General features: G+C 39.4%; 22 protein-coding genes, 10 tRNA genes, 1 rRNA gene and 1 riboswitch. Of the genes, 9 read left to right on the forward strand and 24 right to left on the reverse strand.

From position 1 onward, the window contains the following. Positions 1 to 93: 93 nt before the first annotated feature. A complete protein-coding gene (locus tag J7E77_RS25030) occupies positions 94 to 1,059 on the reverse strand; it encodes a quinone oxidoreductase family protein (protein ID WP_214717635.1) in 966 nt (321 codons plus the stop codon). A gap of 298 nt (positions 1,060 to 1,357) precedes the next feature. Here J7E77_RS25030 and J7E77_RS25035 point away from each other — a divergent pair, with 298 nt between their 5' ends. From J7E77_RS25035 to J7E77_RS25060, 6 genes are all read left to right on the forward strand, one after another. After that, positions 1,358 to 2,110 (forward strand): methyltransferase domain-containing protein, encoded by a 753-nt coding sequence (locus J7E77_RS25035; RefSeq protein WP_214717637.1) that lies wholly within the window; start codon positions 1,358 to 1,360, stop codon positions 2,108 to 2,110. A gap of 374 nt (positions 2,111 to 2,484) precedes the next feature. Then, entirely contained in the window at positions 2,485 to 2,904 is a 420-nt protein-coding gene (locus J7E77_RS25040; protein ID WP_308160765.1) for a MarR family winged helix-turn-helix transcriptional regulator, read from the forward strand. 13 nt (positions 2,905 to 2,917) lie between these two features. Continuing rightward, the gene (locus tag J7E77_RS25045; RefSeq protein WP_214717639.1) at positions 2,918 to 4,132 is read left to right on the forward strand and encodes an MFS transporter; all 1,215 of its coding nucleotides are present in this window, start codon (positions 2,918 to 2,920) and stop codon (positions 4,130 to 4,132) included. Positions 4,133 to 4,224: 92 nt separating this feature from the next. Continuing rightward, a complete protein-coding gene (locus tag J7E77_RS25050) occupies positions 4,225 to 4,419 on the forward strand; it encodes a hypothetical protein (protein ID WP_088085274.1) in 195 nt (64 codons plus the stop codon). A gap of 98 nt (positions 4,420 to 4,517) precedes the next feature. Further along, positions 4,518 to 4,698, forward strand: a riboswitch (Lysine riboswitch). 129 nt (positions 4,699 to 4,827) lie between these two features. Further along, positions 4,828 to 5,715 (forward strand): 4-hydroxy-tetrahydrodipicolinate synthase, encoded by an 888-nt coding sequence (gene dapA / locus J7E77_RS25055; protein WP_214717641.1) that lies wholly within the window; start codon positions 4,828 to 4,830, stop codon positions 5,713 to 5,715. 217 nt (positions 5,716 to 5,932) lie between these two features. Beyond that, positions 5,933 to 7,540, forward strand: coding sequence for a ribonuclease J (locus J7E77_RS25060; RefSeq protein WP_374103007.1), 1,608 nt, complete (start codon positions 5,933 to 5,935; stop codon positions 7,538 to 7,540). A gap of 52 nt (positions 7,541 to 7,592) precedes the next feature. Here J7E77_RS25060 and J7E77_RS25065 read toward each other — a convergent pair whose 3' ends face one another. After that, a complete protein-coding gene (locus tag J7E77_RS25065; protein ID WP_214717644.1) occupies positions 7,593 to 8,108 on the reverse strand; it encodes a response regulator in 516 nt (171 codons plus the stop codon). Positions 8,109 to 8,190: 82 nt separating this feature from the next. Then, the gene (gene desA, locus J7E77_RS25070; protein WP_214717646.1) at positions 8,191 to 9,225 is read right to left on the reverse strand and encodes a Delta(5) desaturase DesA; all 1,035 of its coding nucleotides are present in this window, start codon (positions 9,223 to 9,225) and stop codon (positions 8,191 to 8,193) included. 397 nt (positions 9,226 to 9,622) lie between these two features. Here desA and J7E77_RS25075 point away from each other — a divergent pair, with 397 nt between their 5' ends. Beyond that, the gene (locus J7E77_RS25075; RefSeq protein WP_214717648.1) at positions 9,623 to 11,068 is read left to right on the forward strand and encodes a DEAD/DEAH box helicase; all 1,446 of its coding nucleotides are present in this window, start codon (positions 9,623 to 9,625) and stop codon (positions 11,066 to 11,068) included. 286 nt (positions 11,069 to 11,354) lie between these two features. Here the strand turns inward: J7E77_RS25075 and pgmB are convergent, their stop codons facing one another. From pgmB to J7E77_RS25125, 10 genes are all read right to left on the reverse strand, one after another. Continuing rightward, a complete protein-coding gene (pgmB, locus tag J7E77_RS25080; protein ID WP_214717650.1) occupies positions 11,355 to 12,038 on the reverse strand; it encodes a beta-phosphoglucomutase in 684 nt (227 codons plus the stop codon). Beyond that, positions 12,032 to 13,174, reverse strand: coding sequence for a glycerate kinase (locus tag J7E77_RS25085; protein WP_214717652.1), 1,143 nt, complete (start codon positions 13,172 to 13,174; stop codon positions 12,032 to 12,034). Before J7E77_RS25085 ends, pgmB begins: the two co-directional genes overlap by 7 nt. A 15-nt stretch (positions 13,175 to 13,189) precedes the next feature. Continuing rightward, positions 13,190 to 15,418: a glycoside hydrolase family 65 protein gene (locus tag J7E77_RS25090; RefSeq protein ID WP_214717654.1), complete on the reverse strand. Its 2,229-nt coding sequence runs from the start codon at positions 15,416 to 15,418 to the stop codon at positions 13,190 to 13,192. Then, positions 15,415 to 16,449: a Gfo/Idh/MocA family protein gene (locus J7E77_RS25095; RefSeq protein WP_214717680.1), complete on the reverse strand. Its 1,035-nt coding sequence runs from the start codon at positions 16,447 to 16,449 to the stop codon at positions 15,415 to 15,417. Before J7E77_RS25095 ends, J7E77_RS25090 begins: the two co-directional genes overlap by 4 nt. A 16-nt stretch (positions 16,450 to 16,465) precedes the next feature. After that, the gene (locus tag J7E77_RS25100) at positions 16,466 to 17,260 is read right to left on the reverse strand and encodes a sugar phosphate isomerase/epimerase family protein (protein WP_214717656.1); all 795 of its coding nucleotides are present in this window, start codon (positions 17,258 to 17,260) and stop codon (positions 16,466 to 16,468) included. A gap of 102 nt (positions 17,261 to 17,362) precedes the next feature. Next, on the reverse strand, positions 17,363 to 18,421 hold the full coding sequence (locus J7E77_RS25105; protein ID WP_214717658.1) for a zinc-dependent alcohol dehydrogenase: 1,059 nt from the start codon (positions 18,419 to 18,421) through the stop codon (positions 17,363 to 17,365). 34 nt (positions 18,422 to 18,455) lie between these two features. Next, entirely contained in the window at positions 18,456 to 19,298 is an 843-nt protein-coding gene (locus J7E77_RS25110; RefSeq protein WP_374103008.1) for a carbohydrate ABC transporter permease, read from the reverse strand. Then, positions 19,291 to 20,172 carry a carbohydrate ABC transporter permease gene (locus J7E77_RS25115; protein WP_214717662.1) on the reverse strand — a complete coding sequence of 294 codons (882 nt, stop codon included), beginning with the start codon at positions 20,170 to 20,172 and terminating at the stop codon, positions 19,291 to 19,293. Before J7E77_RS25115 ends, J7E77_RS25110 begins: the two co-directional genes overlap by 8 nt. Before the next feature lie 25 nt (positions 20,173 to 20,197). Continuing rightward, complete coding sequence (locus tag J7E77_RS25120) at positions 20,198 to 21,496, reverse strand: ABC transporter substrate-binding protein (protein WP_214717664.1); 1,299 nt, start codon at positions 21,494 to 21,496, stop codon at positions 20,198 to 20,200. A gap of 11 nt (positions 21,497 to 21,507) precedes the next feature. Then, on the reverse strand, positions 21,508 to 23,193 hold the full coding sequence (locus J7E77_RS25125; RefSeq protein WP_214717666.1) for a sugar phosphorylase: 1,686 nt from the start codon (positions 23,191 to 23,193) through the stop codon (positions 21,508 to 21,510). A 430-nt stretch (positions 23,194 to 23,623) separates the two neighbouring features. On the opposite strand from J7E77_RS25125, the gene J7E77_RS25130 reads away from it, so the two are divergent. Both J7E77_RS25130 and sleB read left to right on the forward strand, forming a co-directional pair. After that, a complete protein-coding gene (locus J7E77_RS25130; RefSeq protein WP_214717668.1) occupies positions 23,624 to 24,652 on the forward strand; it encodes a LacI family DNA-binding transcriptional regulator in 1,029 nt (342 codons plus the stop codon). A gap of 281 nt (positions 24,653 to 24,933) precedes the next feature. Then, the gene (gene sleB, locus J7E77_RS25135; protein ID WP_374103009.1) at positions 24,934 to 25,620 is read left to right on the forward strand and encodes a spore cortex-lytic enzyme; all 687 of its coding nucleotides are present in this window, start codon (positions 24,934 to 24,936) and stop codon (positions 25,618 to 25,620) included. Between the two features lie 77 nt (positions 25,621 to 25,697). Here sleB and J7E77_RS25140 read toward each other — a convergent pair. The 11 genes from J7E77_RS25140 to rrf form a co-directional block, all read right to left on the reverse strand. Next, positions 25,698 to 25,771 (reverse strand) — tRNA-Ile (locus tag J7E77_RS25140). 10 nt (positions 25,772 to 25,781) lie between these two features. Then, a tRNA-Gly gene (locus tag J7E77_RS25145) sits at positions 25,782 to 25,855 on the reverse strand. A 19-nt stretch (positions 25,856 to 25,874) separates the two neighbouring features. Continuing rightward, positions 25,875 to 25,949: transfer RNA gene (locus J7E77_RS25150), tRNA-Gln, on the reverse strand. A 14-nt stretch (positions 25,950 to 25,963) separates the two neighbouring features. Then, a tRNA-His gene (locus J7E77_RS25155) sits at positions 25,964 to 26,039 on the reverse strand. A 42-nt stretch (positions 26,040 to 26,081) separates the two neighbouring features. Beyond that, positions 26,082 to 26,158 (reverse strand) — tRNA-Asp (locus J7E77_RS25160). A 3-nt stretch (positions 26,159 to 26,161) separates the two neighbouring features. After that, positions 26,162 to 26,235 (reverse strand) — tRNA-Met (locus J7E77_RS25165). 30 nt (positions 26,236 to 26,265) lie between these two features. After that, positions 26,266 to 26,358, reverse strand: a tRNA-Ser gene (locus J7E77_RS25170). Positions 26,359 to 26,381: 23 nt separating this feature from the next. Next, positions 26,382 to 26,458, reverse strand: a tRNA-Met gene (locus J7E77_RS25175). 18 nt (positions 26,459 to 26,476) lie between these two features. After that, a tRNA-Val gene (locus J7E77_RS25180) sits at positions 26,477 to 26,552 on the reverse strand. A 41-nt stretch (positions 26,553 to 26,593) separates the two neighbouring features. After that, positions 26,594 to 26,668: transfer RNA gene (locus tag J7E77_RS25185), tRNA-Glu, on the reverse strand. A 43-nt stretch (positions 26,669 to 26,711) separates the two neighbouring features. Beyond that, positions 26,712 to 26,819, reverse strand: a 5S ribosomal RNA gene (gene rrf / locus J7E77_RS25190); the annotation flags it as partial.

Below are 26,819 nucleotides of genomic sequence, written 5' to 3' on the forward strand. Positions count from 1 at the left end.
GTTTTTCGCTGCTGACGGGCATAATTGAGCTCCTTTTGGCGCCCGTTCCGATCGCGAAAGCCAGTTTGGTGCACAAAGAATAACACCTTCTCTTTATGGAATTAATAAAATTTTTCCCATGCTTTTTCGGCTTTCTAGATAACGGTGTGCTTCTTTGCCATCGTGCAACGGGAAGACTGTTGGTTCGGAAACTATTAATTTTCCCTCCTCTATCCACCGAAACAGCTCATATGAACGAGCTATTCGTTCTTCTCGGGACGTCAGCACATTCCATAAGTCTCCGCCTGTCAGAGTTTTTGATGTATCCATAAGCATCCTTGGGTCAACCAATGCTGGGTCGCCCCCTGCCATTCCGTAAAATACGACCGTTCCACCGGTGCGAGTAACCTCAAAGCTATCTTGAAGAGTAGAACCTACTGATTCGTAGACCACGTCTACCCCTTTGCCATTCGTCTCCTCGAGTACTTGTTCCTTCCAGTCATCCTTGTATAAAAAGACTTGATCCGCACCCGCTTCTACTGCTGCAGCTCTTTTTTCAAAGGAAGAAGTTAAGCCAATTGCCGTGCCTCCATGTAATTTTACAATTTGAACAAGAAGCTGCCCCACACCGCCTGCTGCAGCATGTACCAACACGGTATCATTCTTTTTCACCGCATAGCTATCCTTCGTTAAATAATGAGCCGTTAATCCTTGAAGCAATACGGATGCCGCTTCTGCAAATGAAATGGTGTCAGGCACTGGTATAGCTTTTTCAACTGGAACGGCTACTAGCTCGGCATTTGCATAAGGTACATCGGCAAATGCCATCCGGTCGCCAATGCTGATACCATGGACATCGGAACCCGTCTTTGCTACGATTCCAGCCCCTTCATACCCTAAGATATAGGGTGGCTCTCCGGCTAGATGATAGTTTCCTTTTCTTCTATATATATCGGCAAAATTCAGACCAATTGCTTTCATGCTTAGCAGTATTTCGTCCGAACCAATCACAGGTTCCGCTATATCACCATATTCGAGGACTTCCGGGCCGCCAAATGTTTTGAACATAAGTGCTTTCAAATGAATTACCTCATCTTATTTAATTTTTTATGACTCGCTTATATTAAATAAGATCGTGAAAGGTAATGCAAATAATCGTTACCGTTATTTCTAATTTTCCGCGCTCAGGGCCACAATTACTTCCCAATCGAGTGCTTGGCTTATTATAGTTGAAAATAAACTTCAAAGGGTTCGATGTCTTCAATAACAAGAAGATTACATTAATATGTTGACATTCAAGGGATAAAGATAATAAATGAAATAGAATAGCGTTAGGTATAATTCACATCCACTTTTAGTGGAAAAGGAGACATTATCTATGGATAGAAACAAATTTTCAGCAATTGCCCATCGAAACCATGCTTTTAGTAATCCAATCAGCGCGGCAAAAATTATGAAGATGCTCGGAATTGTATCGCCTAAAGCATCAGATAAGGTGATTGATATTGGGGCTGGTAAATGCGAATTGTTAATTCGGTTGGTGGAAAACTTCCAGGGTACCGCCACTGCAATAGAATTGTACAACGGGTCCATTGAGGAAGCAAAGCGGAATGCTAGTAATAGAATTCCTGAAGGCAGTATTGAGTTTATCGTGGAAGATGCCAGCACGGCGATCGAGAGATGTGAGCCAGACGGGTATGATTTTGGGATTTGTATCGGATCTACCCATGCCTTGGGCGGAATGGAACCTACACTTAAAACACTAAAACGTCTTGTAAAGAAAAATGGCCACATTTTAATAGGTGAAGGCTATTGGAAGCAGACTCCCAGTCCTGAGTATTTAGAGGCGCTTGGCGGTGCAGACGAGTCGGAATGTAAAAGCCATGCGGATACCGTTAAGGCTGGGGAAGAATTAGGTTTAATCCCACTTTGGTCTTATGTTGCTAATGATGATGACTGGGATGATTACGAATGGCTTTATTCGATGTCAGTCGAGAATTATTGTCTTGAAAATCCAGATGATCCCGATTGTGAAGCGATGCTGCAGCGAATTCGTACATGGCGCCGGACCTATTTGACATGGGGCAGAGATACCTTAGGATTTGGTATGTATTTGTATCGATATAACTAATAGGAAAAAATAGAGCAATACCAAGGCTTCATCCACATTTAATCAAACGTTTGATTAATTTTTTCAGGTAAATTTTCTGCTCTTTTTAATCAATCGTTTGATTAGTTTTTTTTCATAAAAAATTACTTACCTCATAAAAACCTTATACACCAAGGCCTCAGACCCTTTTAATCAATCGTTTGATTAGTTTATCAAGAAAAATCCTTTACCCTAAAAATCCATATACACCAAGGCCTCATCCCGTTCCAATCAAACGTTTGATTAGTATCACCCCACCTCTGACATTAGACATTTTATTATCATTTCTGTTATACTATAATAGTTACCTAAGGTAATTATTACTCTAACTAACCATTTAACAAGGGGTGTTTCAAATAAATACTTCTCAAAAATTTTTCCACCAATTACTGATGTTGTACCGTCCGTTTGAGAATAAACTAAATTTCCATCTCGCCGAGCATAATCTCCACAGAGCGCAATGGTCGATTTTTTACTACTTATTCAATAATGGCTCGGCAACGCTAGTGGAACTCTCTCATTATTTATATGTAGAGAAGCCCACTGTCACCCGGACCATGAACCGCTTGGAAGAATTGGGCTATGTCGAGCAGGTTCCGAGCAATGATAAACGTGAAAAAAGAACACAGCTGACAGAGCTTGGGAGAAAAGTATATACGGAAGTCCGTGTGACGATTGATCAGTATGAAACGGACATTTTAAAAGGCATCTCAGAGCATGAACAGCTCGAGGCCATCCGCATTATGGGGGAAATTCGTAAAAATATTATTAAATAAGGGGTTTTAAAAAGTGACTCAACCTAGAGCTAAACTGTGGACAAAGGATTTCACTATTGTTTCTGCGGTCAATTTTTTCGTAACTTTAGTCTTTTATTTATTAATCGTAATCATCGGTGTTTATGCAGTCGATGAATTTGGTGCTTCTACAAGTCAAGCAGGGCTTGTAACAGGAATATTTATTGTCGGGTCTTTAATTGGCCGGTTATTGATTGGCCGATTTATTGAGTCAATTGGCCGAAAGAAAACGTTATTCATTGGTATCATTTTATTTATTTTGACACTTCTTTTGTATTTTGTGAACTTCGGGATTACCTTCCTGCTTATTACCCGCTTACTCCATGGGATTGCAGGGGGAATGGTCGGGACAGCCACTGGAACGATTGTGGCTCAGATTATCCCGGCTGCTCGAAAAGCGGAAGGGATTGGCTACTTCAGCATGAGTGCAACACTCGCTACCGCTATCGGGCCATTCATCGGACTTTATATGACCCAACATACAGATTTCCAAATGATTTTTATATTCTCCCTTGTTTTAGGGGTAATTAGTTTGATCACTGCATTCTTCGTCGATGCGCCTCCATTAGTTGTATCTGTAAAAACATCTGAAGTAAAAGGATTTAAGCTTTCCAACTATATTGAGCCAAAGGCACTGCCCATCGCTGTCATTACACTGGTAGTCGCTTTTTGTTATTCCAGCGTTCTTTCTTTTATTAACTTCTATGCGATCGAAATCGACTTAGTTAGTACGGCGAGTTTCTTCTTCCTAGTCTATTCTATCGCAGTATTGTTATCACGCCCGATCACAGGCCGCTTAATGGACCTGAAGGGTGCAAACTATATAATGTATCCGGGCTTTGTCCTCTTAGCAGCCGGCTTGTTTCTATTAAGTTCAGCAAGTATTAGCATCACTTTATTGGTAGCAGGTGTTCTAATTGGCCTAGGTTTCGGTAACATGCAGTCAAGCACCCAGGCAGTGGCCGTTAAAGTAACTCCTCCCCATCGGATGGGTTTGGCGACATCGACCTTCTTTATCTTTCTTGATGCAGGACTTGGATTCGGTCCATATATCCTTGGATTCATTATTCCATTAACCGGCTTTAGGAGCCTGTATGTAATCTTAGGTATTGCCGCTCTGGCAACCTCAATTCTTTACTACTTTCTGCACGACAAGAAAGAACGTTCAGGAAGGACGATTATGACTGGACCAACCCCCGACCCAAATTGATTACAGGTAACCGGCCGATCGAAGGCACGCATAAAACCGGTTTATAGCAAATATGATAATCATAACAATCCTAATTAAAGGGGTCGGTAGATATGATAATTTTTAATAAAATTGCATTATCATTTGTTGTCTTTTTTTCCTTCAGTATTATCATAAATACTTATTTGGGAGAAAAGGAACGGGTCCAATCTAATGTTATTTACTTTGTTATGAACGGTTTTGCTTATATTGTATCTGCCTTAGAAGTTGAAAAGGATAAACTGAGTTTAGAAACGGCAGAAATATAGTGTGAATTTCAAATAAAGTTCCAATTGCCCTTGAACCAAAGGGAATATTCTGATATATTTACTATCAATTAAATATTTTCTTACTTCACGTTTTTTGAAGTGAGGATAGAGGCGCAAAGACCATTAGTACACAATATGAGGATAATGAGGTCCAATGATGATTGTAAAAAGGGGAATTTGCCGAAGCTTCAATGAATCTCATTGGTCTTGAAGCTGGTTCTGCTATTGAAAAAATACAGAACTGTCATATAGGAAACTATATGGAGGGCTATCTTACGCACGGGAACTTATTTTTTTTATGTTTCTACTGCAACAGCGAACCCTCGCTGTTGCTTTTTTGCGTTAAATTATGAATGGCCTTACCCACCTCTAAATTTTAAAAAAATTTTAATTAAAGGGTGAGAAATGATGAATTTTGGCCAAGTTTTAACCGCTATGGTTACACCATTTGATCAAAATGGTGAAGTAGATTTTAACGCGACTAGAACACTTGTTGATTATTTAATTGAAAATGGTACCGATGGAATCGTAGTTGCTGGTACAACCGGAGAATCTCCTACATTAACAACGGAAGAAAAAGTCGCTTTATTTAAATTTGTTGTCGACGCTGTCAATGGAAGAGTTCCGGTTATCGCTGGAACTGGCTCAAATAACACGAGAGCTTCCATCAGCTTAACAAAGCTGGCTGAAGAAACAGGAGTCGATGGGATTATGCTTGTTGCTCCTTATTACAACAAACCATCCCAAGAAGGCATGTATCAGCACTTCAAAGCGATTGCTGAATCTACACCATTACCGATTATGCTTTATAATATCCCCGGCCGAAGTGTGGTCAACCTGTCGGTAGAGACCATTGTTCGACTTTCACAGATTCAGAATATTGTCGCCTTAAAAGAAGCAAGCGGTAACTTAGATGCTATGGCTGAAATTATTAGCCAAGCACCAAGTGATTTTACCCTTTATAGTGGTGATGATGGCTTAGCATTACCGGTTTTAGCCATTGGTGGAGCTGGAGTGGTTTCCGTTGCTTCCCATGTCATTGGTAATGAAATACAAGAAATGATTAATCATTTTAAAAATGGGAATGTCCAAGATGCAGCTAGTGCCCATCGCCGTCTTCTCCCGATTATGAAAGCATTATTTGCGGCACCAAACCCAGCACCGGTAAAAGCCGCATTGAATATGAATGGAGTGAACGTTGGAGGTCTTCGCCTGCCATTGCTCCCGTTAACCACCGAAGAGCAAAGAACACTACAAGGTGTTCTACCAGCGAGCAATGTTAAAGTATTAATCTAAATACCGATAAAAATAGCTGCCAAACTCCGTAAAAAACCGGGTATTTGGCAGTTTTTTTGTGATCGACAAAAGTTTCACCTCTCTGCTTCCGATAAAGTAAATTCAAAAGGGCATACTATTCTTATTTACTTGGAATAAGGAGGATATTAACTTGCGAACTAATGATAATAAATTATCTATTTTCGCCTTAGGCGGCATAAATGAAATCGGTAAAAATATGTATGTGGTTCAGTACGCAGATGATATTTTTATTATTGACTGCGGTGGTAAGTTTCCAGACGAAAGTTTATTAGGAATTGATTTGATTATCCCCGATATTACTTACTTAGAAGAAAATCAGGAGAAAATCCGCGCTCTAATTGTGACCCATGGGCACGAAGATCATATTGGCGGTATTCCTTATATCTTAAGAAAATTGAATATCCCTATCTACGCTACCCATTTTACACTTGGTCTAATTGAATTAAAGATTGATGAGCATCGTCTCCATGGAAACACCAAACTCATGACGATTGATTCTAATTCAAAACTTGAGTTTGGAGAAACCACTGTATCCTTTTTCAGAGTAAGTCATAGTGTTCCTGATTGTCTCGGTATTGTCTTTCATACACCTGAGGGTAATGTCGTTCATACCGGGGATTTCAAGTTTGACTTAACGCCTGTGAATAATCAACATTCAGATATTCATAAAATGGCCGATATCGGTCAGCAAGGTGTCTTAGTTTTAATATCTGAAAGTACCAATGCTGAGCGTAAGGGGCTAACACCGTCCGAGCAAATGATTGGTGACAATTTGGATGAGGCCTTCATGAAAGCTGACGGGAAAATATTTATCTCTACTTTTGCATCAAATGTGAATCGGGTTCAACAGGTGGTTGCCGCGGCGATAAAGGCCAATCGAAAGATCGCTCTTCTTGGCCGGAGTATGGTCAATGTGGTCTCTGTTGCGATTGAACGTGGTTATTTAACTATTCCCGATGGGATGATCATCGAACCACGTGAAGTCGATCGACTTTCTCCTGAAAAGGTGGTTATCCTTTGTACGGGTAGTCAAGGAGAGCCAATGGCTGCCCTTTCTCGTCTAGCGAGCGGAAACTTTCGTGATGTCTCCGTTTATCCCGGAGACACGGTTATCTTAGCCGCATCTCCAATACCAGGAAATGAAAAGGACGTTTCTCGGATCATAGACAATTTATTCCAACTGGGAGCCAAAGTTATTTATGGATCCGGAAGTACAACGGGTATGCATGTTTCCGGACATGGCTATCAGGAAGACTTAAAACTCATGCTTACCTTAATGAAACCAACCTATTTTATTCCAATCCACGGTGAATATCGAATGCTGCATCACCACCGGTTGTTAGCCGAGTCCGTTGGAGTAGAGAAGGGAAATACCTTCATTATCAAAAATGGTGATGTCGTCGATGTTGAAAACCAGGTGGCCCGTCAGACTCGGTCGATTCCAGCCGGAGATACGTATGTGGACGGGATGGGCGTTGGCGATGTCGGGGACATTGTGTTACGAGACCGTAAACAGCTTTCTGAGGATGGTATGCTCGTAATTGTGATAACCATTAGTAAAGGTGACCGAAGGATTATATCCGGACCAGACACCATTACACGTGGTTTCGTGTACGCAAGAAATTCGGATGAACTTCTAAAAGAGATTAACCGCCTTGCTAAGAAAACCATTAATGACCTGCAAAGCGAGAATATCCGGCAATGGAATGTAATCAAACAAAACATAAAAAAATCAGTCGGACAATATGTATTCACACAAACAAAGAGAAAGCCAATGATCCTTCCTATTATTATTGAAATTTAAAAGGTGTCAGGCACCATGTGAAAATTTCACATGGTGCCTGACACCTCATTTTTTAACCTGTTGGTAATTTTATTCTATCTAAGATGGTTGTCAGGTAAGTTCTGACTGTGCTAATTTTTGTCTTTCTCTCGGCTAGCGGTTGGAACTCTTCGATGTTCTGTTCGTTTTGGTTTGAGTCTTCATCGATTAGTTCGGGGCAGTATATTCGCTGTCCATTGATGATGCTGCGAATCGATCCTGCTAATTCCTCACTCGGGCTATCCTTCAATAAATACCCGCTTACATCCGCTTGTAAGGCCCTCCCATAATACCCACTCCTGGCAAAGGTTGTTAGGATTATAACCTTACAACCAAATGCCTTTAAAGACTCAGCTGCCTCAAGACCGCTCATTTCAGGCATCTCAATATCCATGATACAAACATCCGGCTGCAACCGGTGCACAAGTGCAAGGGCCTCTTCCCCATTGCTCGCCTGCCCGACTACTTCCATATCCTCTTCCAAATTGAGGAGAGAACCAATTGCCCCTAGCAGCATTTCCTGATCCTCAGCAATAACAATTCGAATCATATAAGTTCCCTCCTTATCTGTCAGCTGTTATGTAAGTAACAACTCCCCTTAAATTAAGGGGAGCAAGCCTTTCATGATCTAGTTAGATTTCAGGATTAACTTTTTGTACTGAAAACTTCTTTTTAGCTAAAGCTTTGACTTCTCTAAAGCTCACAAAGTTCTTTTTTTCCTCATCCCACAAACGGAAACGTATTGACCGTAAGCTAGTAGCAAGAGAAATGGTTGGTACGTTTTGTAAAGGCGGCGTATTATTATGTGCTTCTTCCAATTTATAGTTAGGGACCCGTGGGCTTAAATGGTGAACATGGTGGAAACCAATATTCCCAGTGAGCCATTGCAAAACTTTTGGAAGCTTATAGAAAGAGCTACCTTCTACTGCGGCTTTCACATATTCCCACTCTTTGTCCTCTTCAAAATAAGAATCTTCAAAAGTGTGCTGTACGTAAAACAACCAAATACCAGCAGCTCCAGAAATCATAAAAATTGAACCTTGTACTAGTAGAAACGCCTGCCATCCGATTGCCCAACAAAGCAAGGCAATCAAAGCTACTATTAGAACATTCGTTAAATAAGTGTTGTTACGTTCCTTCTGTTTTGCACCTTTGCGGTTAAATCGATTTTTAAGAAGGAACACATAAATCGGGCCTAATCCAAGCATGACCAATGGATTACGGTAAAAACGATAGGCTAGACGAAGTCTGAGTGGTGCAGCTAAATATTCATCTACTGTAAGGGTCCAAATATCACCTGTTCCGCGTTTATCCAAGTTTCCACTTGTCGCATGATGGACAGAATGCTCATGTCCCCATTGATCAAATGGGAAGACCGTTAACACACCCATCGCAGTCCCGACGATTCGATTAGCACGACGGCTTTTAAAGAATGAATGATGGGTACAATCATGAAATATGATAAATATCCTTGTTAAAAATCCTGCGGCTATCACAATGGGAACTAATGCTAACCAATAGGAAACGGATAGGCTTAAATAGGCAAGGTACCACAAGCCAATAAATGGTACGACCGTGTTTATAATCTGCCATACACTTTCTTTTGTCGTTGATTTTTCAAAAGGAGCAACTTGTTTTTTTAAAGTTTTCGTATTTTGTAAGGTCATTTTATTTGAATTCCCTTCCTTCGTTTCGTTATTAACCAAAGTATAAACGAAGGAATTTGTCCATGTTAGTAGCAGGTGTCATGTACAGGGTATGACAAATGTCACATTACGATAATATTTTTCATCAAAAAAGTGCCTGACACCAGATGTACCAGCACTTCTGGGTCATGACACTTTTTTTCTAATAATATTTTACGACTTAATTTGGGCCAATTACCCCTTCATCCTTTGCTATAAATCGCTTTTACCGTGAATCGGTGGGGCGTTCAGTGCTAGTCACTGTTCGTTTTTTTCACTATATCAAGTATAATGGAGCATATTCAGATTATGCATACGATATTTCTTTCCGAGAAATCCTATAGATAAGCCGGATAATACAAAAAAACGAGGTTAATACATGAGCGAAAAAAGTTTTACGGATTATAATTTAAGTGAAGAAATCACAAGAGCACTTGCCATTTTAAAATACGACACTCCTACCGAGGTTCAAAGGGAAGTCATTCCATTAGCTTTGAATAATCAGGACCTGGTCGTGAAGTCGCAAACAGGCAGCGGCAAGACCGCCTCCTTTGCGATACCTATTTGCGACATGATGGAGTGGGAAGAAAGAAAGCCACAGGCCTTAATTCTTACCCCAACTAGAGAGCTTGCAGTACAAGTTCGTGAAGATGTAACCAACATCGGCCGATTTAAGCGGATTAAGGCAATGGCCGTTTATGGAAAAGAACCCTTTTCGAAGCAAAAAGAAGAATTGCAGCAAAAAACGCATGTCGTGGTAGGTACTCCGGGACGTGTTATGGACCATATCGACAGAGAAACCCTAATTCTAGACGAAATAAAGTATCTTATTATTGATGAAGCGGATGAGATGCTGAATATGGGTTTTATCGACGACGTTGAAGCCATCATCAAAGAGCTTCCTTCAGATAGAGTCACGATGGTATTCTCGGCTACCTTACCAAAGGATGTTGAAAACCTCTGCCATAAATATATGAACAATCCTGTGAATGTCGAGATTGCCTCTACTGGAGTCACGACAGATACGATTGAGCATCTGTTAATTGAAGGAAAAGAAGAAGACAAGCTATCCCTTCTCAAAGATGTGACGGTCGTTGAAAATCCAGACAGCTGTCTTATTTTTTGCCGAACAAAAGAACATGTAGATACCGTATATTCGGAATTGGAAAGCTCCAATTATTCTTGTGAACGACTCCATGGTGGATTGGAACAGCAAGATCGATTTGCGGTTATGGATGGCTTCAAAATGGGGAATTTTCGCTACCTCATCGCAACGGATGTTGCCGCACGAGGAATTGATATTGATAATGTAACCCTGGTCATCAATTATGACGTCCCTATGGAAAAAGAAAGCTATGTCCACCGAACAGGAAGAACGGGCCGTGCGGGTAATGAAGGAAAAGCGATTACGTTCGCCACACCGTATGAAGGAAAATTTGTCCGAGCAATTGAAAGATATATTGGCTTTGAGATCCCTAAAATGGAGGCTCCAAAACCTGCTGAAGTGGCTAGGGCAAAAGAGGCTTTCGAGGAAAAAATCAGCGGACGACGCGTCGTAAGAAATAATAAAACCGCTCGGATTAACCAAGGCATCACGAAACTCCATTTCAACGGTGGAAAAAAGAAGAAGATGCGCGCGGTTGATTTTGTTGGAACGATCGCAAAAATCCCAGGAGTCACAGCCGATGATATTGGCATTATCACCATCCAGGATCAAATGACCTACGTTGATATTCTTAATGGCAAGGGTTCCCTCGTCTTACAGGCGATGGAGAATGCAACGATTAAAGGAAAGAAACTAAAGGTTAGCAAGGCAATTAAATAATGAATGCTTTATTAAGGACGATTATGGGACTCATAATTGTCGTTTAGAGTTTTATAAATCCCTGCATGAAAAATTTTATGCAGGGATTTATAAAACAGAATATGAATACTCTATTTAATACCACGGCTTCAACCGGATTTAATCATACGTTTGATTAGTTTTTCATTCAATCAATAGGCCATGGAGAAACCCTTATAGATCGATGCTTAAAACCCATTTAATCAAACGTTTGATTAGTTTTTTATTGAATCATCCATCGGTGTTACATGTTGGTTTCTTAATGGGTTTATTTAGAACCTTTTAAGCAAAGTTCATATGCCTCTTTTATACCTTTCCACTGGAGATGATTAGTCGATCCTACTAGGTAATCGGCATCACGAAGCGTGTTTCCAACTCCAACTGAAAACATTTCGCTTGAATTAATTGCCTCAATACCCGCTTGAGCATCTTCGATTCCAATCGACCTCTTTGGGCTTGCCTCTAATCCCTCACAAGCTGTTAGGAAAATTTCTGGATCTGGTTTGGACTTTTTAATTTTGGCTGCATCGGCAATAAAATCAAAAGCTCCTTCTAACCATAATGCCTTTAAAACCGTACCTGCATTTTTCGAAACGGAAGCTAGCCCAACTGGAATCCCTTCTGTTTTTATATCGGCAATTAATTCTAAGATTCCTGGCAAAACATCGTTGGGTGTTAATTGTTTTAATAAGTCACAATAATGGAGGTTTTTTTTATTCGCCATTTCTTCCTTTTCTACTATGGTGAAGTCGTTTTGTCGGTTTCCTTCTTTTAATATTAACTCTAGGGAATCCATACGGCTAACACCCTTTAACCGCTCATTAAAAACATCATCTATTGTAATATCTAGCTCCTCAGCAAGTTGTTTCCACGCTAAATAATGAAAATGAGCGGTGTCCGTTATCACCCCATCAAGATCAAATACGACTGCCTCAATCACTTGATTTACCATACTCTATTCCCTCCTTTTTGAAGAAGCGCAGCAATATTACGAGAGGTTGTCTCAATATTCGTGTAGGCTCCATCCATAATTTTTTCAATTGGAAGTAATCCAGGAATCGTTGGAAAAATGGCATCAAACCCATATTCATAAAGTGCTTCACTGCCAACCCCCACACTTCCGCATATCGCAATAACCTTGGCCTGTGGCGGAGCACACGATGCAACGCCCATCGGTGCTTTGCCATAAAGGGTTTGCCCGTCTATTTTCCCTTCCCCAACGATCACGATGTCAGCATCCTGACAGATTTCCTTTACCCGTAATTGTTCGAGCATCAGGTCAATGCCTTTTTTAATAGTCGCGTTAGCAAATAGTATTAGGCCCGCACCCATGCCGCCGCCTGCACCACTTCCTGGAAGGTTGGTGACGTCTTTACCTAAATGACCGCAAGCCAGATGATAAAATTCACCCATTGCTTGATCAACTTCAAATAACATAGTTTCAGGCAGACCTTTTTGAGGTCCATACACATAAGTCGCACCATTTTGACCTGTCAGTGGATTATCCACGTCTGCCGCAATTGTTATTTTTACATGATCTAATCGTTTATCACGATTTATATCAGACATCGAACATGTTTGAAACAAGTCTTGACCAATACCGTATACTATTTCGCTATTCTTATCGAAAAATTGGTAACCTAGTGCTAAAGCCATCCCCATTCCGCCATCATTTGTCCCACTTCCCCCAACTCCAATAATGAGTTCAACAGCGCCGCGGTTGATGGCATGCAAAATTAGTTCTCCCACACCATAAGAAGTTGTTTGTAATGGATTTCGTCGGTTTAATGGAACAAGATGCAATCCGCACGCTTCTGCCATTTCAATAAAGGCTTTTTTCCCATCGTTGGAAAAAGCGATTTTTGCCTTAACTGGTTCATGTAAAGGTCCCGTTACCGTGATGGTTTCCATTTTCCCGCCGGTTGCGGATGATAAAGCTTGAACGGTTCCTTCACCGCCATCTGCAATTGGCAGTAAATGATACTCTGCTTCAGGGAAAAATTTCATGAACCCAGCTTGGATTGCTTTTGCTACTTGATCTGCAGCTAGACTTTCTTTAAATGAATCTGGTGCAATAACAATTTTCATTGTTTTCTCCTTGATTTATGAATTCACTTCAATTCGATCAGTCAAAAGGTATTCAGTTCCGTTAATTTCTAGTAAAAGATTCGGTCCTAAATACTTTGAAACTACTACTTTCTCATGTGTCATAAAGATTTCTAACGGGCAATCCTGTATAGTTAACTTGAATTTTAGTTCAGACCAACTTGCTGGTAACCTAGGATCAAGTTTCAATCGATTATTTGTTAATGAAATATTAGCAAATCCAAACAAAGCTGTAAGCCAGATCGCCCCAAGTGATGCAGCATGAAGCCCTTCGTCTGAAGAGTGTGGATTGGGACCCAAATCAATTAAGCATGCCTCCTGGAAAAAGCGGTAGGCAGCATCACTTTCATGACATCTTGCAGCGACAATGGCATGAATGGCTTTACTTAACGATGAATCATGAATGGTGTGCTCTTCGTAATAACTTAAGTTTTTCGAAACAACTTCGGATTCAAATAGTTCTGGAAACAAGTACATTAACATGACAACATCTGCTTGTTTTAATATTTGCATTTCATTGACTTCTGCCCGTGAGTAATCCAATAATATCCCTTGGCTGCCTTGATTTTCTTTATAGCGGGTTAGGTCAATCTCCGGCTTACTCAAGAAAGTATCATCCTGTGGAATGATTAGCTGCTCATTGGGTTTTGGTAAATACAAATGGTTGATGAAAGCTCGTCCCTGCTCCTTCAGCTGCTCATCAACTTCACCATATTGTTCCATAAAATAAAGGGCTTGCTCCACATTGTAATACGCCATATAGTTTGTATACGCATTATTGTCAATGTGTTCCGTATACTCATCAGGCCCGATGACATCCTTAATGGAAACCTGTCCATTCTCCAGTACTGCTCGGCTGATCCAAAACCGTGCCGTTTCTTTAAGTAGTGCTAGCCCCTCTTTTTTCATAAATTCTTCATCAAGTGTCGTTTGATAATATTGAACAACAGCATACGCTATATCTGCGACAATGTGATGCTCAGCTAATGCAGATGCGACCTTTTGCCGTTTTCCTGTTCTGATATTAATAGCGGCAAATTCAGGTGTTTCTTCTTCTCCAGTAAACGCACTTTCCCATGGGAACAATGCGCCCTCATAGCCATTCCGTGCAGCCTTTTCCTTTGCTTGCTGCAAATGTAAATATCGATAGATTAGTAGTTTCTTAGCCGTTTTCGGTTCTGTATAAAGATGAAATGGTTTAATAAATATCTCTGTATCCCAAAAAATATGTCCTTTGTAGCCTTCTCCAGTCAGACCCTTTGCGCCAATACTAAAACGTTCATCATGGGCTGGTGTCATAATCTCGAGATGATAAAGGGCAAAATCCATTGCCGTTTGATCAAATTTGTCAGTAGATGTAATCTGGATACGTTTTTGCTGCCAAAACTCATGCCATTTAAGCGCTGACATTTTCAGTAACGCATCGTATCCTATTGGTGAAATTTCATTTAATTCTTTGATACTCGCTGCCTCGGGGTCTTGCCCATCCTCCCCTTGATCAAGTGACGTGAAAACAGTACCAAGTTTTTCAAAGATAAATGGAATGTTAACATTTAGGCCATGCTTAATGGTCGTATGGAGCTGGCGATTCTTCGCTGCAAATGAAACTTCGCTCTCAGCCGAGCATTTACAACGCGTTGCCAGCGCAATTGTATGTCCCGATTCCGTCGTTTTATAACCTCCCTGCATTACTTCTTCATCAAACACACGAACTTTTTCTTCAATTAAATGCTGTTTCCCAAAATTGGTCTGCTGAGCATTAATTCCAGTTACAATTTTGATATTAGCAGATTGATCTAAGCTCGTAACAGTCATTTTTGATGCGAATACATGCAGGTTGTTTTTCGCGACAAAACGTTGGAAAACAAATCGAAATCGTGCCCCGCCTCTGTTTTTCCACAATAACTCACGTTTTAATTCCCCTGTTGCAAGATTTAAGAAGCGTTTATAGGAAAGAATCTCCCCATTTAAAAGAGAGAAAATCTCGTTATCAATCTCGATTCTTATACCTGCCAAATCAGGCAAATTCACTAAATCTGATGGTTCGTTTTCAGCTGCTTTATTATAAATACCAGCAACATACATACCACGTGTTTGTTCAAAATAATCTTCATCATACGAAGCACGCAAGCCTAGGTAGCCATTTCCTAATGTCATTAAACTAGCAAATTTATTGATGGAATGTAAATCAAATTTATTTTCGTAGATTATTTGTTCATTTATCATAAGGATACACTTTCACCCTTTTCAGCAGATTGATATAGAGCTTCTATTAGTTGTTGGATAATGTATCCTTGTTTTCCGTCTGCAACCATGACATCTTTTCCTAAACACTTATCTATAAAAGCAGACATACTTTTATGATGGCGATCCGTGTCTGCCTCTTCTCTTGATAATAACGAGACCAACTCTCCGCTCTCATCCGTATAGATTTGGGCAGGAAACAGGGTTGCTCCTGCTTGATCCCCGCAAAACTCAACATTCATGACAGATGTCTCTTTGATATTTAAGGCAAAGGAGGTTTCTAGTTGTAAAAGGCGGCCTCCTTCTAATTCTATAAATCCAAAAAGGGAATCTTCCACTTTAAATTTCTGTGGATCCCATTCTCCCAGTGTGCCTTGGGTTTTCTTTGTTCCAATCTTTTGATACATTTTCGCCGTAACCTTCTCTATTTTCGGAAAGCCAAGTACATATAAAGCGGCGTCCAACATATGTGCCCCTAAATCGATAAGAGGTCCTCCACCTTGAATTTCTTTATCTGTAAAAGTCCCCCAGCCAGGGATTCCACAGCGTCTTAGAGCTTTTGCCTTCGTAGCATAGATGTCACCAAGCACACCATTTTCAACACTTTCACGTAAAATTCTCACATCATCAGCAAATCGATGGTGAAAATTATAAGCTAGAATACAGTCGTTTTTTTGAGCAGCAATCTGCATATCTTTTGCTTCAGCGGAAGAAATTGCAGGAGGTTTTTCACACATAACATCGCACCCAAATTCCAAGGCTCGCATCACATTTTCATAATGATACTTATTTGGCGTGCAGACACTAACAATATCCGGTTTTTCCATTGCAAACATTTCAGCAGCATCTGTGTAAACACGAGGAATACCATTCCGTTCAGCAAAACTCCTAGCCCGGTCAAAGTTTGGACTAACAACTGCGACTATTTCTAGTTCTTCGCGTGCTTGATAGTTAGGAATATGCACCTTTTCCGCTACTTGTCCTCCGCCGATGATCGCAACTCTCTTTTTGATCACGATTTAACCCCTCTCAAATTAATGATTCTTGAAGGTGACGTAAGGCATTAATATATTCTGCTTCCGGGTCGTTGCCTCTGACACGGCATTCAATTGTTAAGAATCCGTTATAGCCGTCTTCCTTTAACTGATTGAAATGCTTTTTGAAATCCAGCGAGCCGCTTCCCGGTTGATAACGGTGATTATCCGCCAGATGAATATGACCAACAAAATCACGATTCTGGTGCAAGGCTTCAGAAATATCATCTTCTTCAATATTCATATGATAAAAATCAGCAATGATTTTAACGTTTTTCAACTCATTTTCTTCTATATAACTTCTTGCATCTGCAAGGGTGTTTATCATATGATCTTGATAGCGATTTAATGGCTCTAAGAATATAGTTGTGCTCGTTTCTTCTGCTACTTTATCCAGGTAAATCAGGGAATCACTTACAGCTTTTCTATCACCTGCCTGGCTTCGTGGTGAAACCATTGGCGGTAATCGGAAGGTAAACATGCCCCATGCAGCTGGAACTACGATGCCTTTTCCTCCGACTTCCTTGAGCGCTTCTAGAATTTGTTTAATTTCTGCTAAGCCGTTTAAGCGTCGTTCTTCAATAAAGTCCCCTATCCAGCCTGTATACCCACCACATGCTGTCGTAACCGGAATGCCTGTTTCTGCAATCGCTTCTTTTACTTCATCTAAATGATCGACTAAAAATTTGCCGTCTATTTCAAAGCCTTCAAAGCCTACTTCTTTTAAGTATCTAAACTTTTCTTTAATATCTTCAGGAAAAAACGCTTGGTTTTGTGTACCGATCTTCACAAATATCTCCTCCTACTGGTGTATGACTGAAATCCATATCATTCTTTTTATGTATGGATTTCAATCAGATTGTAACTGAGACGAACGCATTTAAATAAACGATTATTTTTTATATTCGATTCCCATCTTAATACTTAGCTCAGGGTGTTGGTCCACATATTCCATGTATGCTTCTGCACTGTTTTCAAAAGTAACGATTGGTTGAATAATATCTTCACAATTAAGATAACCGTTCATTAACAATTCCCAGCATGTATCTTCAATTCGCTGACGATTCCAGCGAGGATAATCAGGATTAGGTTCACTAGCAGCACGTGAGAAGACAATTTTGGCATTGTTAAAATGAGCTTCACGGCCAAAATTTAATCCTGCAGGGAATGGTTTTCCAAAAGCGACATAAGAAATAATTCCGCCATAGGCAATTCCTTTTAATGCATCCTGAAGCGCTGCAGAATTTCCACTTGTTTCAATAATGGAGTCAGCACCCATTTTATTTGTTAGCTTTTTCACTTCATATCCTACATCACAAGAAGTAGTGTCGAAACAAACATCCGCACCATTGCGAAGAGCTATATCACAGCGATGTTCAATAGGGTCAACACCCACAACAATACTCGCTCCCGCTTTCTTCGCTAGTTGAATGGCGATTTGACCGATTGCTCCTAATCCTACAATCACAACAACATCACCGGCACGAACATGTGCATCACGCACACCGCTCAAAGCAAATTGTGCAGGGTCATAGCAAACCGCATTTTGCCATTTTGCTCCCTCTGGCATTTTGCGTAATCTGTGGTTATTTATAGCATTCACAATAACAGTCTCCATAATCGGTCCATACGTACATACCGTTTCGCCCATATGGTACTCTGTTACATCACTGCCAATTTCAACAATCTTACCAACTACCATGTTACCAAGCTGAAATTCACCAAACACGATTCCAGGTGCTGAACCCTCTTCACGAGGCATGAACATGCGCCATTCTTCATTAAAATTCTCACCCATAAAAGGTGTTTGACCACGGAAGTCGATTACTTCAGTACCGTGTTTAGGTGCAGCAAAATCCACATCAATTTTCACTTCATTTGGTTGTACATGGCGATCTTCATATTCTACTAATTCCGCTTTTATTGGTTCTACAGCTACTAACTTTTTCATGATTACATTACTTCCTCTCGTCTTTTCAAGTTTATTAACCTTTGACCCCGCCTGCTGTTGCATCTCCTTTAATAAAGCGCTCGGAAATGGCATACATAATGACAACTGGTAATGCTGTTACAAGCGATGCTGCCATCATTCGTCCCCAAACATAATCTGGTGTACTGAACAGTGCATTTAATCCAATGGGTAAAGTGAAATTTGCTGAATCGGATAAGAAAATGGATGCAAACAAATAGTCATTCCATCCAATCATAAAGGCATATACCGAAATGATACCGGAAAGAGATAATGGAATAATGATATGGAAAATAATCTGAACCCGGTTTAATCCGTCAATCATCGCGGCTTCTTCTAAGTCAACTGGAATGGTATCAAAGTAACTTTTTAACATGAAGATAGCAGTTGGTAATGTTTGCACAATCATCGTAATGATTAGAGAAGTTTTTGTATCATATAAACCTAATCCTGAAATGATTTTAAATAAAGGCACGACAAGCAAAATACCTGAAAACATATAAACTGTGTAAAAGCTGGCATTAATCGTAACTCTGCCTTTAAAGTTAAGTTTTGAAAGAGCATATGCTCCAAAAATACCAATGGCAACGGACAATATCGATGCGGTTAAAGACACGACTAAACTATTACTAAAATAGGAAAGATATGGGAAGATATCCGGATTGAAGATATCGAGATAATGCTGTAATGTCCATTCTTTTGGAAGGAATGTCGGATTTGTGGAAACGGCTTCCTTCGAACTTTTGAAGGATGTCATCAACATAATGAAAAATGGAAACAGACACAAAGTTAAAATTGCTATAAGGGCCGTGTAAAACCCTGCCGTTTTTGCTACTTTGTTCTTTTTACTGCTAGCCATTGCCATTTAAATTCACCCGCTTTCTTGCAATCATAATGACAATAAAGAGAATAATGAACAATATCACGGAAATTGATGCTGCTTTGCCTAAATCGTTAAACGCAAAAGCTGTTTTATACAAGTAAATTCCGAGAATATCTACTTTATTTGTTAAAAGGTATACATCTGTGAACATATAGAACATCCAAATTGAACGTAGTGTTATTACAGTTAACAAGACTGGCATGATTGCTGGTAACGTTACAATTTTGAATTTACCCCAAGCACTGGCACCATCAATTTCGGCCGCTTCATACAAAGAAGAATCAATGGTTTGAAGGATAGCCAAAAACGAAATGAAAGCGTACGGGAAGTACCTCCAAATTGCAAAAAGCGATACTAAGAAAAAGCTGCTAATCGGGTTGTCAAACCAGAGAGGTGCCTGATCAAACAAGTGTAAAACGTCATCTCCCAAATAATTAACAACACCATAGCCGTTATTAAACATATATTTCCACGCAAAAACTAATGAAATCGATGGTGTTACATAAGACAAAATAATTAAAGATCGAGCAGTTTTACGAAATTTAAAGGGGCGATTAAAGAAAATTGCAATCCCTAATCCAACTGCCGTGCTGCCACCAACTGTAAGCAGCATGTACAAAAGAGTAATCCCTAATGATTTAAAAAACTCAGCATCTGTAAGGATATCTATATAGTTTTTTAATCCTACAAAAGTGGCGCTTAATCTCGGATTAATGGGTTGATCAAAGAAACTGATTTGAATATTTGCTACCATTGGATATGCAACTAACAATAGAAGCAAGAAGATACTTGGAAAAAGTAAAGCTAATGCCAATTTTATATCCGTTTTTTTTCTTATATTCGTTTTCATGTTACCCTCCCTATGGAGAACTAATTTATTCTTTCTTTAAAACATCTTCGAGTGTTTTTTCAGCTTTTTTCATTTCACTATTGATATCTTTTTCGCCAACCGTGATATTGTTAACCAATTTAGGAATAGCTCCTGAACTAGTTACATCACCCATTTTCAAGAAATTTTTACTATCAACTAAACCAAATACTTGAATGTCATTAAAGGATGACGCAATTTCTGTTGATAGTTCACCAAATGCTTTTACTACTTCATTTGCCTGATAGTTTTCATTTTCTGTTACGAGTTTGCTCACTGGTTGAGCGCCCCCTGGAGACATTAAAACCCATTTTGTCATGTTTTCAGGTTTTGACATGAACGCAACAAATTTACTAGCAGCTTCTTTTTGGTCTTCTTCTAAAAAAGAAGAAATGGTTAATGCAGAAACAGTTCCGAAAACAGCTTTTGTCTTCTCATTTGGAATAGAAAATCCAATATTTTGGGAATTTCCTTCTTCAAATACAGGAGGAAGAATATAAGTTGAATAAATCGCCATTGGCGCAGTACCGTTCATGAAAGCATCTTTTACTTCCGTGGTATCATTAGATCCAGGCATAGTGTACTGAGACAATTTTTTATAATAAGTTAATGCCTCTTTCATTTCTGGTGTATTCATATTTAACTTACCTTTGTTGTCTAACACATTCGCATTATTTGAAAGTGCAAATTGAGAAAAGGCTTGTTCAGAGAATCCGCCTTCTACTGTCGGCATGGCAATACCATAGTTTTTATTCTCTTTATCCGTAAATGCTTTGGCAATAGCGATTACATCATCCCAATTTTTTGGTTCTTTAAATCCTTTTGCTGAGAGCTTTTCTTTGTTGTACCAGATACCTTGAACCCAGCCGCTCATTGGAACACCTGTATAGCTTTTTCCATCTTCAGTACTCATTAACTTCAATGCACCGTCATAGTAATTCTTTTCACCGACCTGAGTAATAATCTTTTTAACGGCATCTTTGTCAATCAGGACCTCTTTATCCATTACTTTTGCATAATCCTGTCCTACTTCAATTACAGTTGGAAGTTTGCCTGCACTTGCTAAAGTAATAATTTTAGTATTATAAGAATCTTCTTCTACAGGAATTTGTTTTATTTTTATATCTGGATTTTCCTTTTCGAATGTTGCAACCAATTCGTTAATTACTGCCAAACGCTCTTGTTCAACAGAGGAGTGCATAAATTCGATTGTTGTTTTTCCATCCGCATTCTGATTACTGCCACATGCAGTTAATGCAAAAGCTACTAACAAAATGATTGCTAGACTTAAGCCCTTTTTAAACAAACTAATTCCCCCTAGTCAAATGGTCTTAACCACATGAATTCATATGGCTTTAACATCAATTCTTCATGAAATTCCACTTTATCGCCATTAACAATATTTATAAATCTGCCTGTTATTCCACACTTAACTGTTTTATTTGTAAGATTGTTTACTACTATAATGCTATCATCATGTTGATTTACCCTTTTAAAAGCAAACACTTTCTCTCCGAGATCGATGACTTCCATTGCTGCATTTGGATGGAAAAGGGTTTCGTTTTTACGAGATTGAAGAATTTTTGTTAACTCAGAAAAAACTTTGTATCGTAAAGAATCTGTATTGGCTAATTCCTTCTCAATCTCTGTTAAGTTGTATTTTTGTCGATTAATAGAGCGGTTCATTCCTGTTTTTGAAACACCGTCATAGTCATTTCTAGATCCCAGGACGCTTTGAATATAAACAGCTGGTACACCAGGAAGAGTTAATAGAATAGAATGAGCGACTAAAAATCTTTTTACTCTGATCTCAACATCATCCGATTGCTTATTTAACGCATCCATATAAGTGACGTTAATTTCGTATGGACTTTCACTTCCATCCGGGTTTTTCTTGTAATTAACCAAGGCCCCTTCTTTCTTTAAGTCCTCTACCATCGCTAAAATTTCTTCTTCTGGAATAATGCCGCGAATCGGATTTAGCCCAATTCCATCATGGGAAGCTAAGAAGTTAAAAAATGTTGTTTCCTTTCCCGTTGACGGCAGCTTGCTCGCCCATTTAGTGAGTGCGACTCCATTTCCATTGTGAAGGGCATTCAGAACTAAAGGCGGCAGTGGAAACTGATAGACCATATGAGCCTCATCATCGCCATTTCCAAAATAGGCCACGTTATCTTTATGCGGTACATTGGTTTCTGTTATGATAACCGTTCCTTTAGCTGCTTCCTCTACAACATCCCGGAACAGTTTAACAATCTCATGTGTCTTTTCATGATGGATACAAGTTGTTCCAACCTCTTTCCACATAAATCCAATTGCATCCAATCGAATATATTCTGCCCCTTGCTCTAAATAAAAAAGCAAAACGTCGATCATTTTTAACAGAACCTGTGGATTACTAAAATTCAAATCGATTTGATCTTCACTGAAGGTTGTCCATATATGTTTTTCCTCGCCGTTTTCCAATTTAAATTTTGTTAATAAAGGAAGGGCCCTAGGTCTGGTAACTGCGCTTAGGTCAACGGTTAGATCCATTTCAACGAAAAAATTCTGATATTCAGGATTACCATTTAAGTATTCTTGGAACCAGTCACTTTTTGCCGAAATATGATTGCAAACATCATCAAACATAATTCTTGTTGATTTTGATAAATTCTCAACCTGTTCCCAATTACCGAGGATCGGATTTACTTTTTTATAATCAATGACAGAAAAGCCATCATCTGATGAATAAGGATAAAAAGGTAACAGATGAACAATTTCAAATTTGTCTGCTAGATATTGGTCAAACATTTTCTTGAAAGTATCTAAAGTTGGGTTATTATTCTCATAGAATTGATCCCCATAAGTAATTAATACCAGATCTTTCTCATCCCAATTTTGTTTTCTTGGCTTAAGAGATTTTGTTTTTGTTTTTGCAATGCTTTCCTTTATGCTTTTCCAAATTGGTACAATATCTTGATTTTCATAGATAAATGAAAGTCTTTCTTTGATCTTTTTCATAAATTCCTCCTGTATGGTACCGCTCCCAGATATGATAAAAAAATATAAATTCGTAGAATTAATATTTAATGGTACCGCTCCCAGCAAAGGGTAAAAAAATATATATTTATTAAATTGATATTCCTATGGTACCGCTCCCACAATATAATATAGAAAACGTTTTCTGTCAACACTAATACTTCTGTATTTTTATATCTGTGGATGCTGGTCGTACGAAAATATTAATATAGTACCACCGAAAAATTTCTATTGCTACATTTGTCATTCATCAATATAATGAATCCTATATTGCTCCCACCCCAAACAATAGTCCTAACTCCCACAAATAAAAACGTATTCATAATAAAACAGGATAGCTACATGGTTTTTACCAGCTACCTTCCATTAAAATTCCTATACCAGATAAGTTTATAAGAGAGGGGGAGAAATAATGGTTCACACTATTTATGATATAGCACGTGTTGCAAATGTTTCAAAATCTACTGTATCTCGTGTGCTTAATAATCAAACTAATATTTCTGAGGAAGCTCGGGAACGTGTATTAAAAGCAATTGAAGAATTAAATTACCAGCCTAGCAAATTGGCCCGTGCTCTTTCTTCAGGTTTTGATGCCATAATGGTTGTTTCACGTTCTGCCAAAACAACCTCTAACAATCCATTTTTCTCTGAGATTATACACAGAATTTCTTCAAATGCGGAGGAAGAAAATTTTGACGTAATTATACAGACATCGAGAAACAGTAAAGATGAACTTGAAAAATGCATCACTAAAATAAAGGAAAAAATGATCAAAGGAATTATCATGTTAAGTTCTCCTGCGAATGAAGACTTTTTCAAACAATTAGATGTTTTTAACATTCCAATTGTTGTTATTGGAAGAGTTGACGGGGAATATACCAATATCTTTTCCGTGGACACAGATAACTACCAAGATAGTTATAATTTAACTAAATTTTTAATTGAGCAAGGACATAAGGAAATAGCTTGTCTACACTCACCACTTGATTACCATGTTTCAATCGATCGATTAGAAGGATATAAAGACTGTTTAAAAGATTTAAGCGTTCCATTAAAAGAAGAATGGATCATAAATAGTGGTTACACAGTTAACACAGCATATGATTCTGCTACAAGTCTGCTTCTTTCTCAGCATCGTCCCACTGCCGTTTTTGCAACAGATGATTTAAAGGTATTGAGTCTTTATAAATCTGCTTTAGAAAATGGAATTTCTATTCCAAACGACATATCCATTGTTGGATACAGTAGTCCTAACATTTCAGCATTTCTGTCACCATCGTTAACAAGGATAGAAATCCCAGTAAAAAAATTAGGAGATGCTGGTACTAAACTCCTTTTTGATAAAATTAAAGAAAACAAAGCCATAAATAGTCCAAAAATAGTGCCTACCGAAATGATCATTCAGAACTCCGTAGCAAATATTATCAAGTCTAATAAATAGAGGAATGGGATACCGTTATCAGACGGTATCCTTTTTTTACAGGTCACAATTAGTTACTTTGCCTATTCTGAAAAACCACAATTTCATCTCTAAATACTACCAGTAACACATACATGTAAAGGTACACACCGAAACCCCTGTCCATTATAAACATTAAAAAATTATAGGGTCTATTGGAAGTGAGTAAATATAAAAGAGTAGATATTGGAAGAATATATGGTAAAAAAATTAAAAACGTCAGGAGGTCAGGTATGCAGGGTAGAGTTTTCTTCAAGTTGCTAATGTTTGTGCTATTTGTAGTATTAATAACCACTAGCGAACAAAGTAAAGACGTACAAGCTTTCACCAATCAAGTGCTGCAAAGAGGTTCAGCCGGAGAAGACGTGATTGAGTTGCAGTCACGACTCAAATATAACGGCTTTTATACAAGTGAGGTAGACGGTGTATTTGGCTGGAATACATACTGGGCCGTACGGAATTTTCAAGATCAATTCGGTCTGCCTGTTGATGGTGTTGTCGGGGCAAAAACAAAAGCAGCTATTGTTAAAGCGACTAAGTATGAGCCAGGATCATCAAGTAATAATAACAATTCCGCTAATGTACCTAACGGTTATTCTCAAAATGATATTCAATTGATGTCAAACGCAGTATACGGGGAATCACGCGGAGAGGAATACACAGGTCAAGTTGCTGTTGCAGCAGTTATTTTGAACCGAGTCAGCCACACATCGTTCCCAAATACGGTTGCAGGTGTCATCTATCAACCGGGGGCCTTTACTGCGGTTGCGGATGGACAGATTAATTTAACACCAAATGCAACTGCGAAAAAAGCGGTCCTAGATGCCATTAACGGCTGGGATCCTAGCGGCGAAGCCATTTACTATTTTAATCCTGATACCGCGACAAGTGGTTGGATATGGAGTCGACCACAAATCAAAAAAATCGGTAAACATATATTTTGTAAATAGCTGTTTTATCTATAACAAAAAAAAGACTTCAAAGCTATTTAAAGCTTTCAAGTCTTTTTTGATGGATGTATTTATGATGGGCCTAAATGGACTCGAACCATCGACCTCACGCTTATCAGGCGTGCGCTCTAACCAGCTGAGCTATAGGCCCAAAATTAAAATGGAGCGGGTGAAGAGAATCGAACTCTCATCATCAGCTTGGAAGGCTGAGGTTTTACCACTAAACTACACCCGCGTTGAAAAAACAAGAAAAATGGCTGGGCTAGCTGGATTTGAACCAACGCATGTCGCAGTCAAAGTGCGATGCCTTACCGCTTGGCTATAGCCCAATATTAATAATAAATGGGGCGACTGATGGGAATCGAACCCACGAATGCCTGAACCACAATCAGGTGCGTTAACCACTTCGCCACAATCGCCAAAATCTATAAATTAATAGTAGGTACCCTACTAGAAAAAAATGGCGGTCCGGACGGGACTCGAACCCGCGACCTCCTGCGTGACAGGCAGGCATTCTAACCAACTGAACTACCGGACCATATTGCGGGGACAGGATTTGAACCTGCGACCTTCGGGTTATGAGCCCGACGAGCTACCAGACTGCTCCACCCCGCGACAATAGAAATTATATTTTAATGAAATTTATGGAGGAGGAAGAGGGATTCGAACCCCCGCGCGGTATGACCCGCCTGTCGGTTTTCAAGACCGATCCCTTCAGCCAAACTTGGGTATTCCTCCAGTTAAAAATAAGCAAAAACATTTGGTAGCGGCGAAGGGAGTCGAACCCCCGACCTTTCGGGTATGAACCGAACGCTCTAGCCAGCTGAGCTACACCGCCAAAAAACAAATATTATAATGGTGGAGGATGACGGGCTCGAACCGCCGACCCTCTGCTTGTAAGGCAGATGCTCTCCCAGCTGAGCTAATCCTCCACTATATTGGAAGTTATTTTACACAAACTCGTAAAAAACTTTGGTGACCCCTACGGGACTCGAACCCGTGTTACCTCCGTGAAAGGGAGGTGTCTTAACCGCTTGACCAAGGGGCCATCTATTAATATTACTCAAAAATAATAGCCCCAATTGGGGCTAGCCCGGCAGCGTCCTACTCTCACAGGGACGCGTGTCCCAACTACCATCGGCGCTGAGAAGCTTAACTTCCGTGTTCGGTATGGGAACGGGTGTGACCTTCTCGCCATT

This window comes from Bacillus sp. ISL-77, assembly GCF_018613105.1.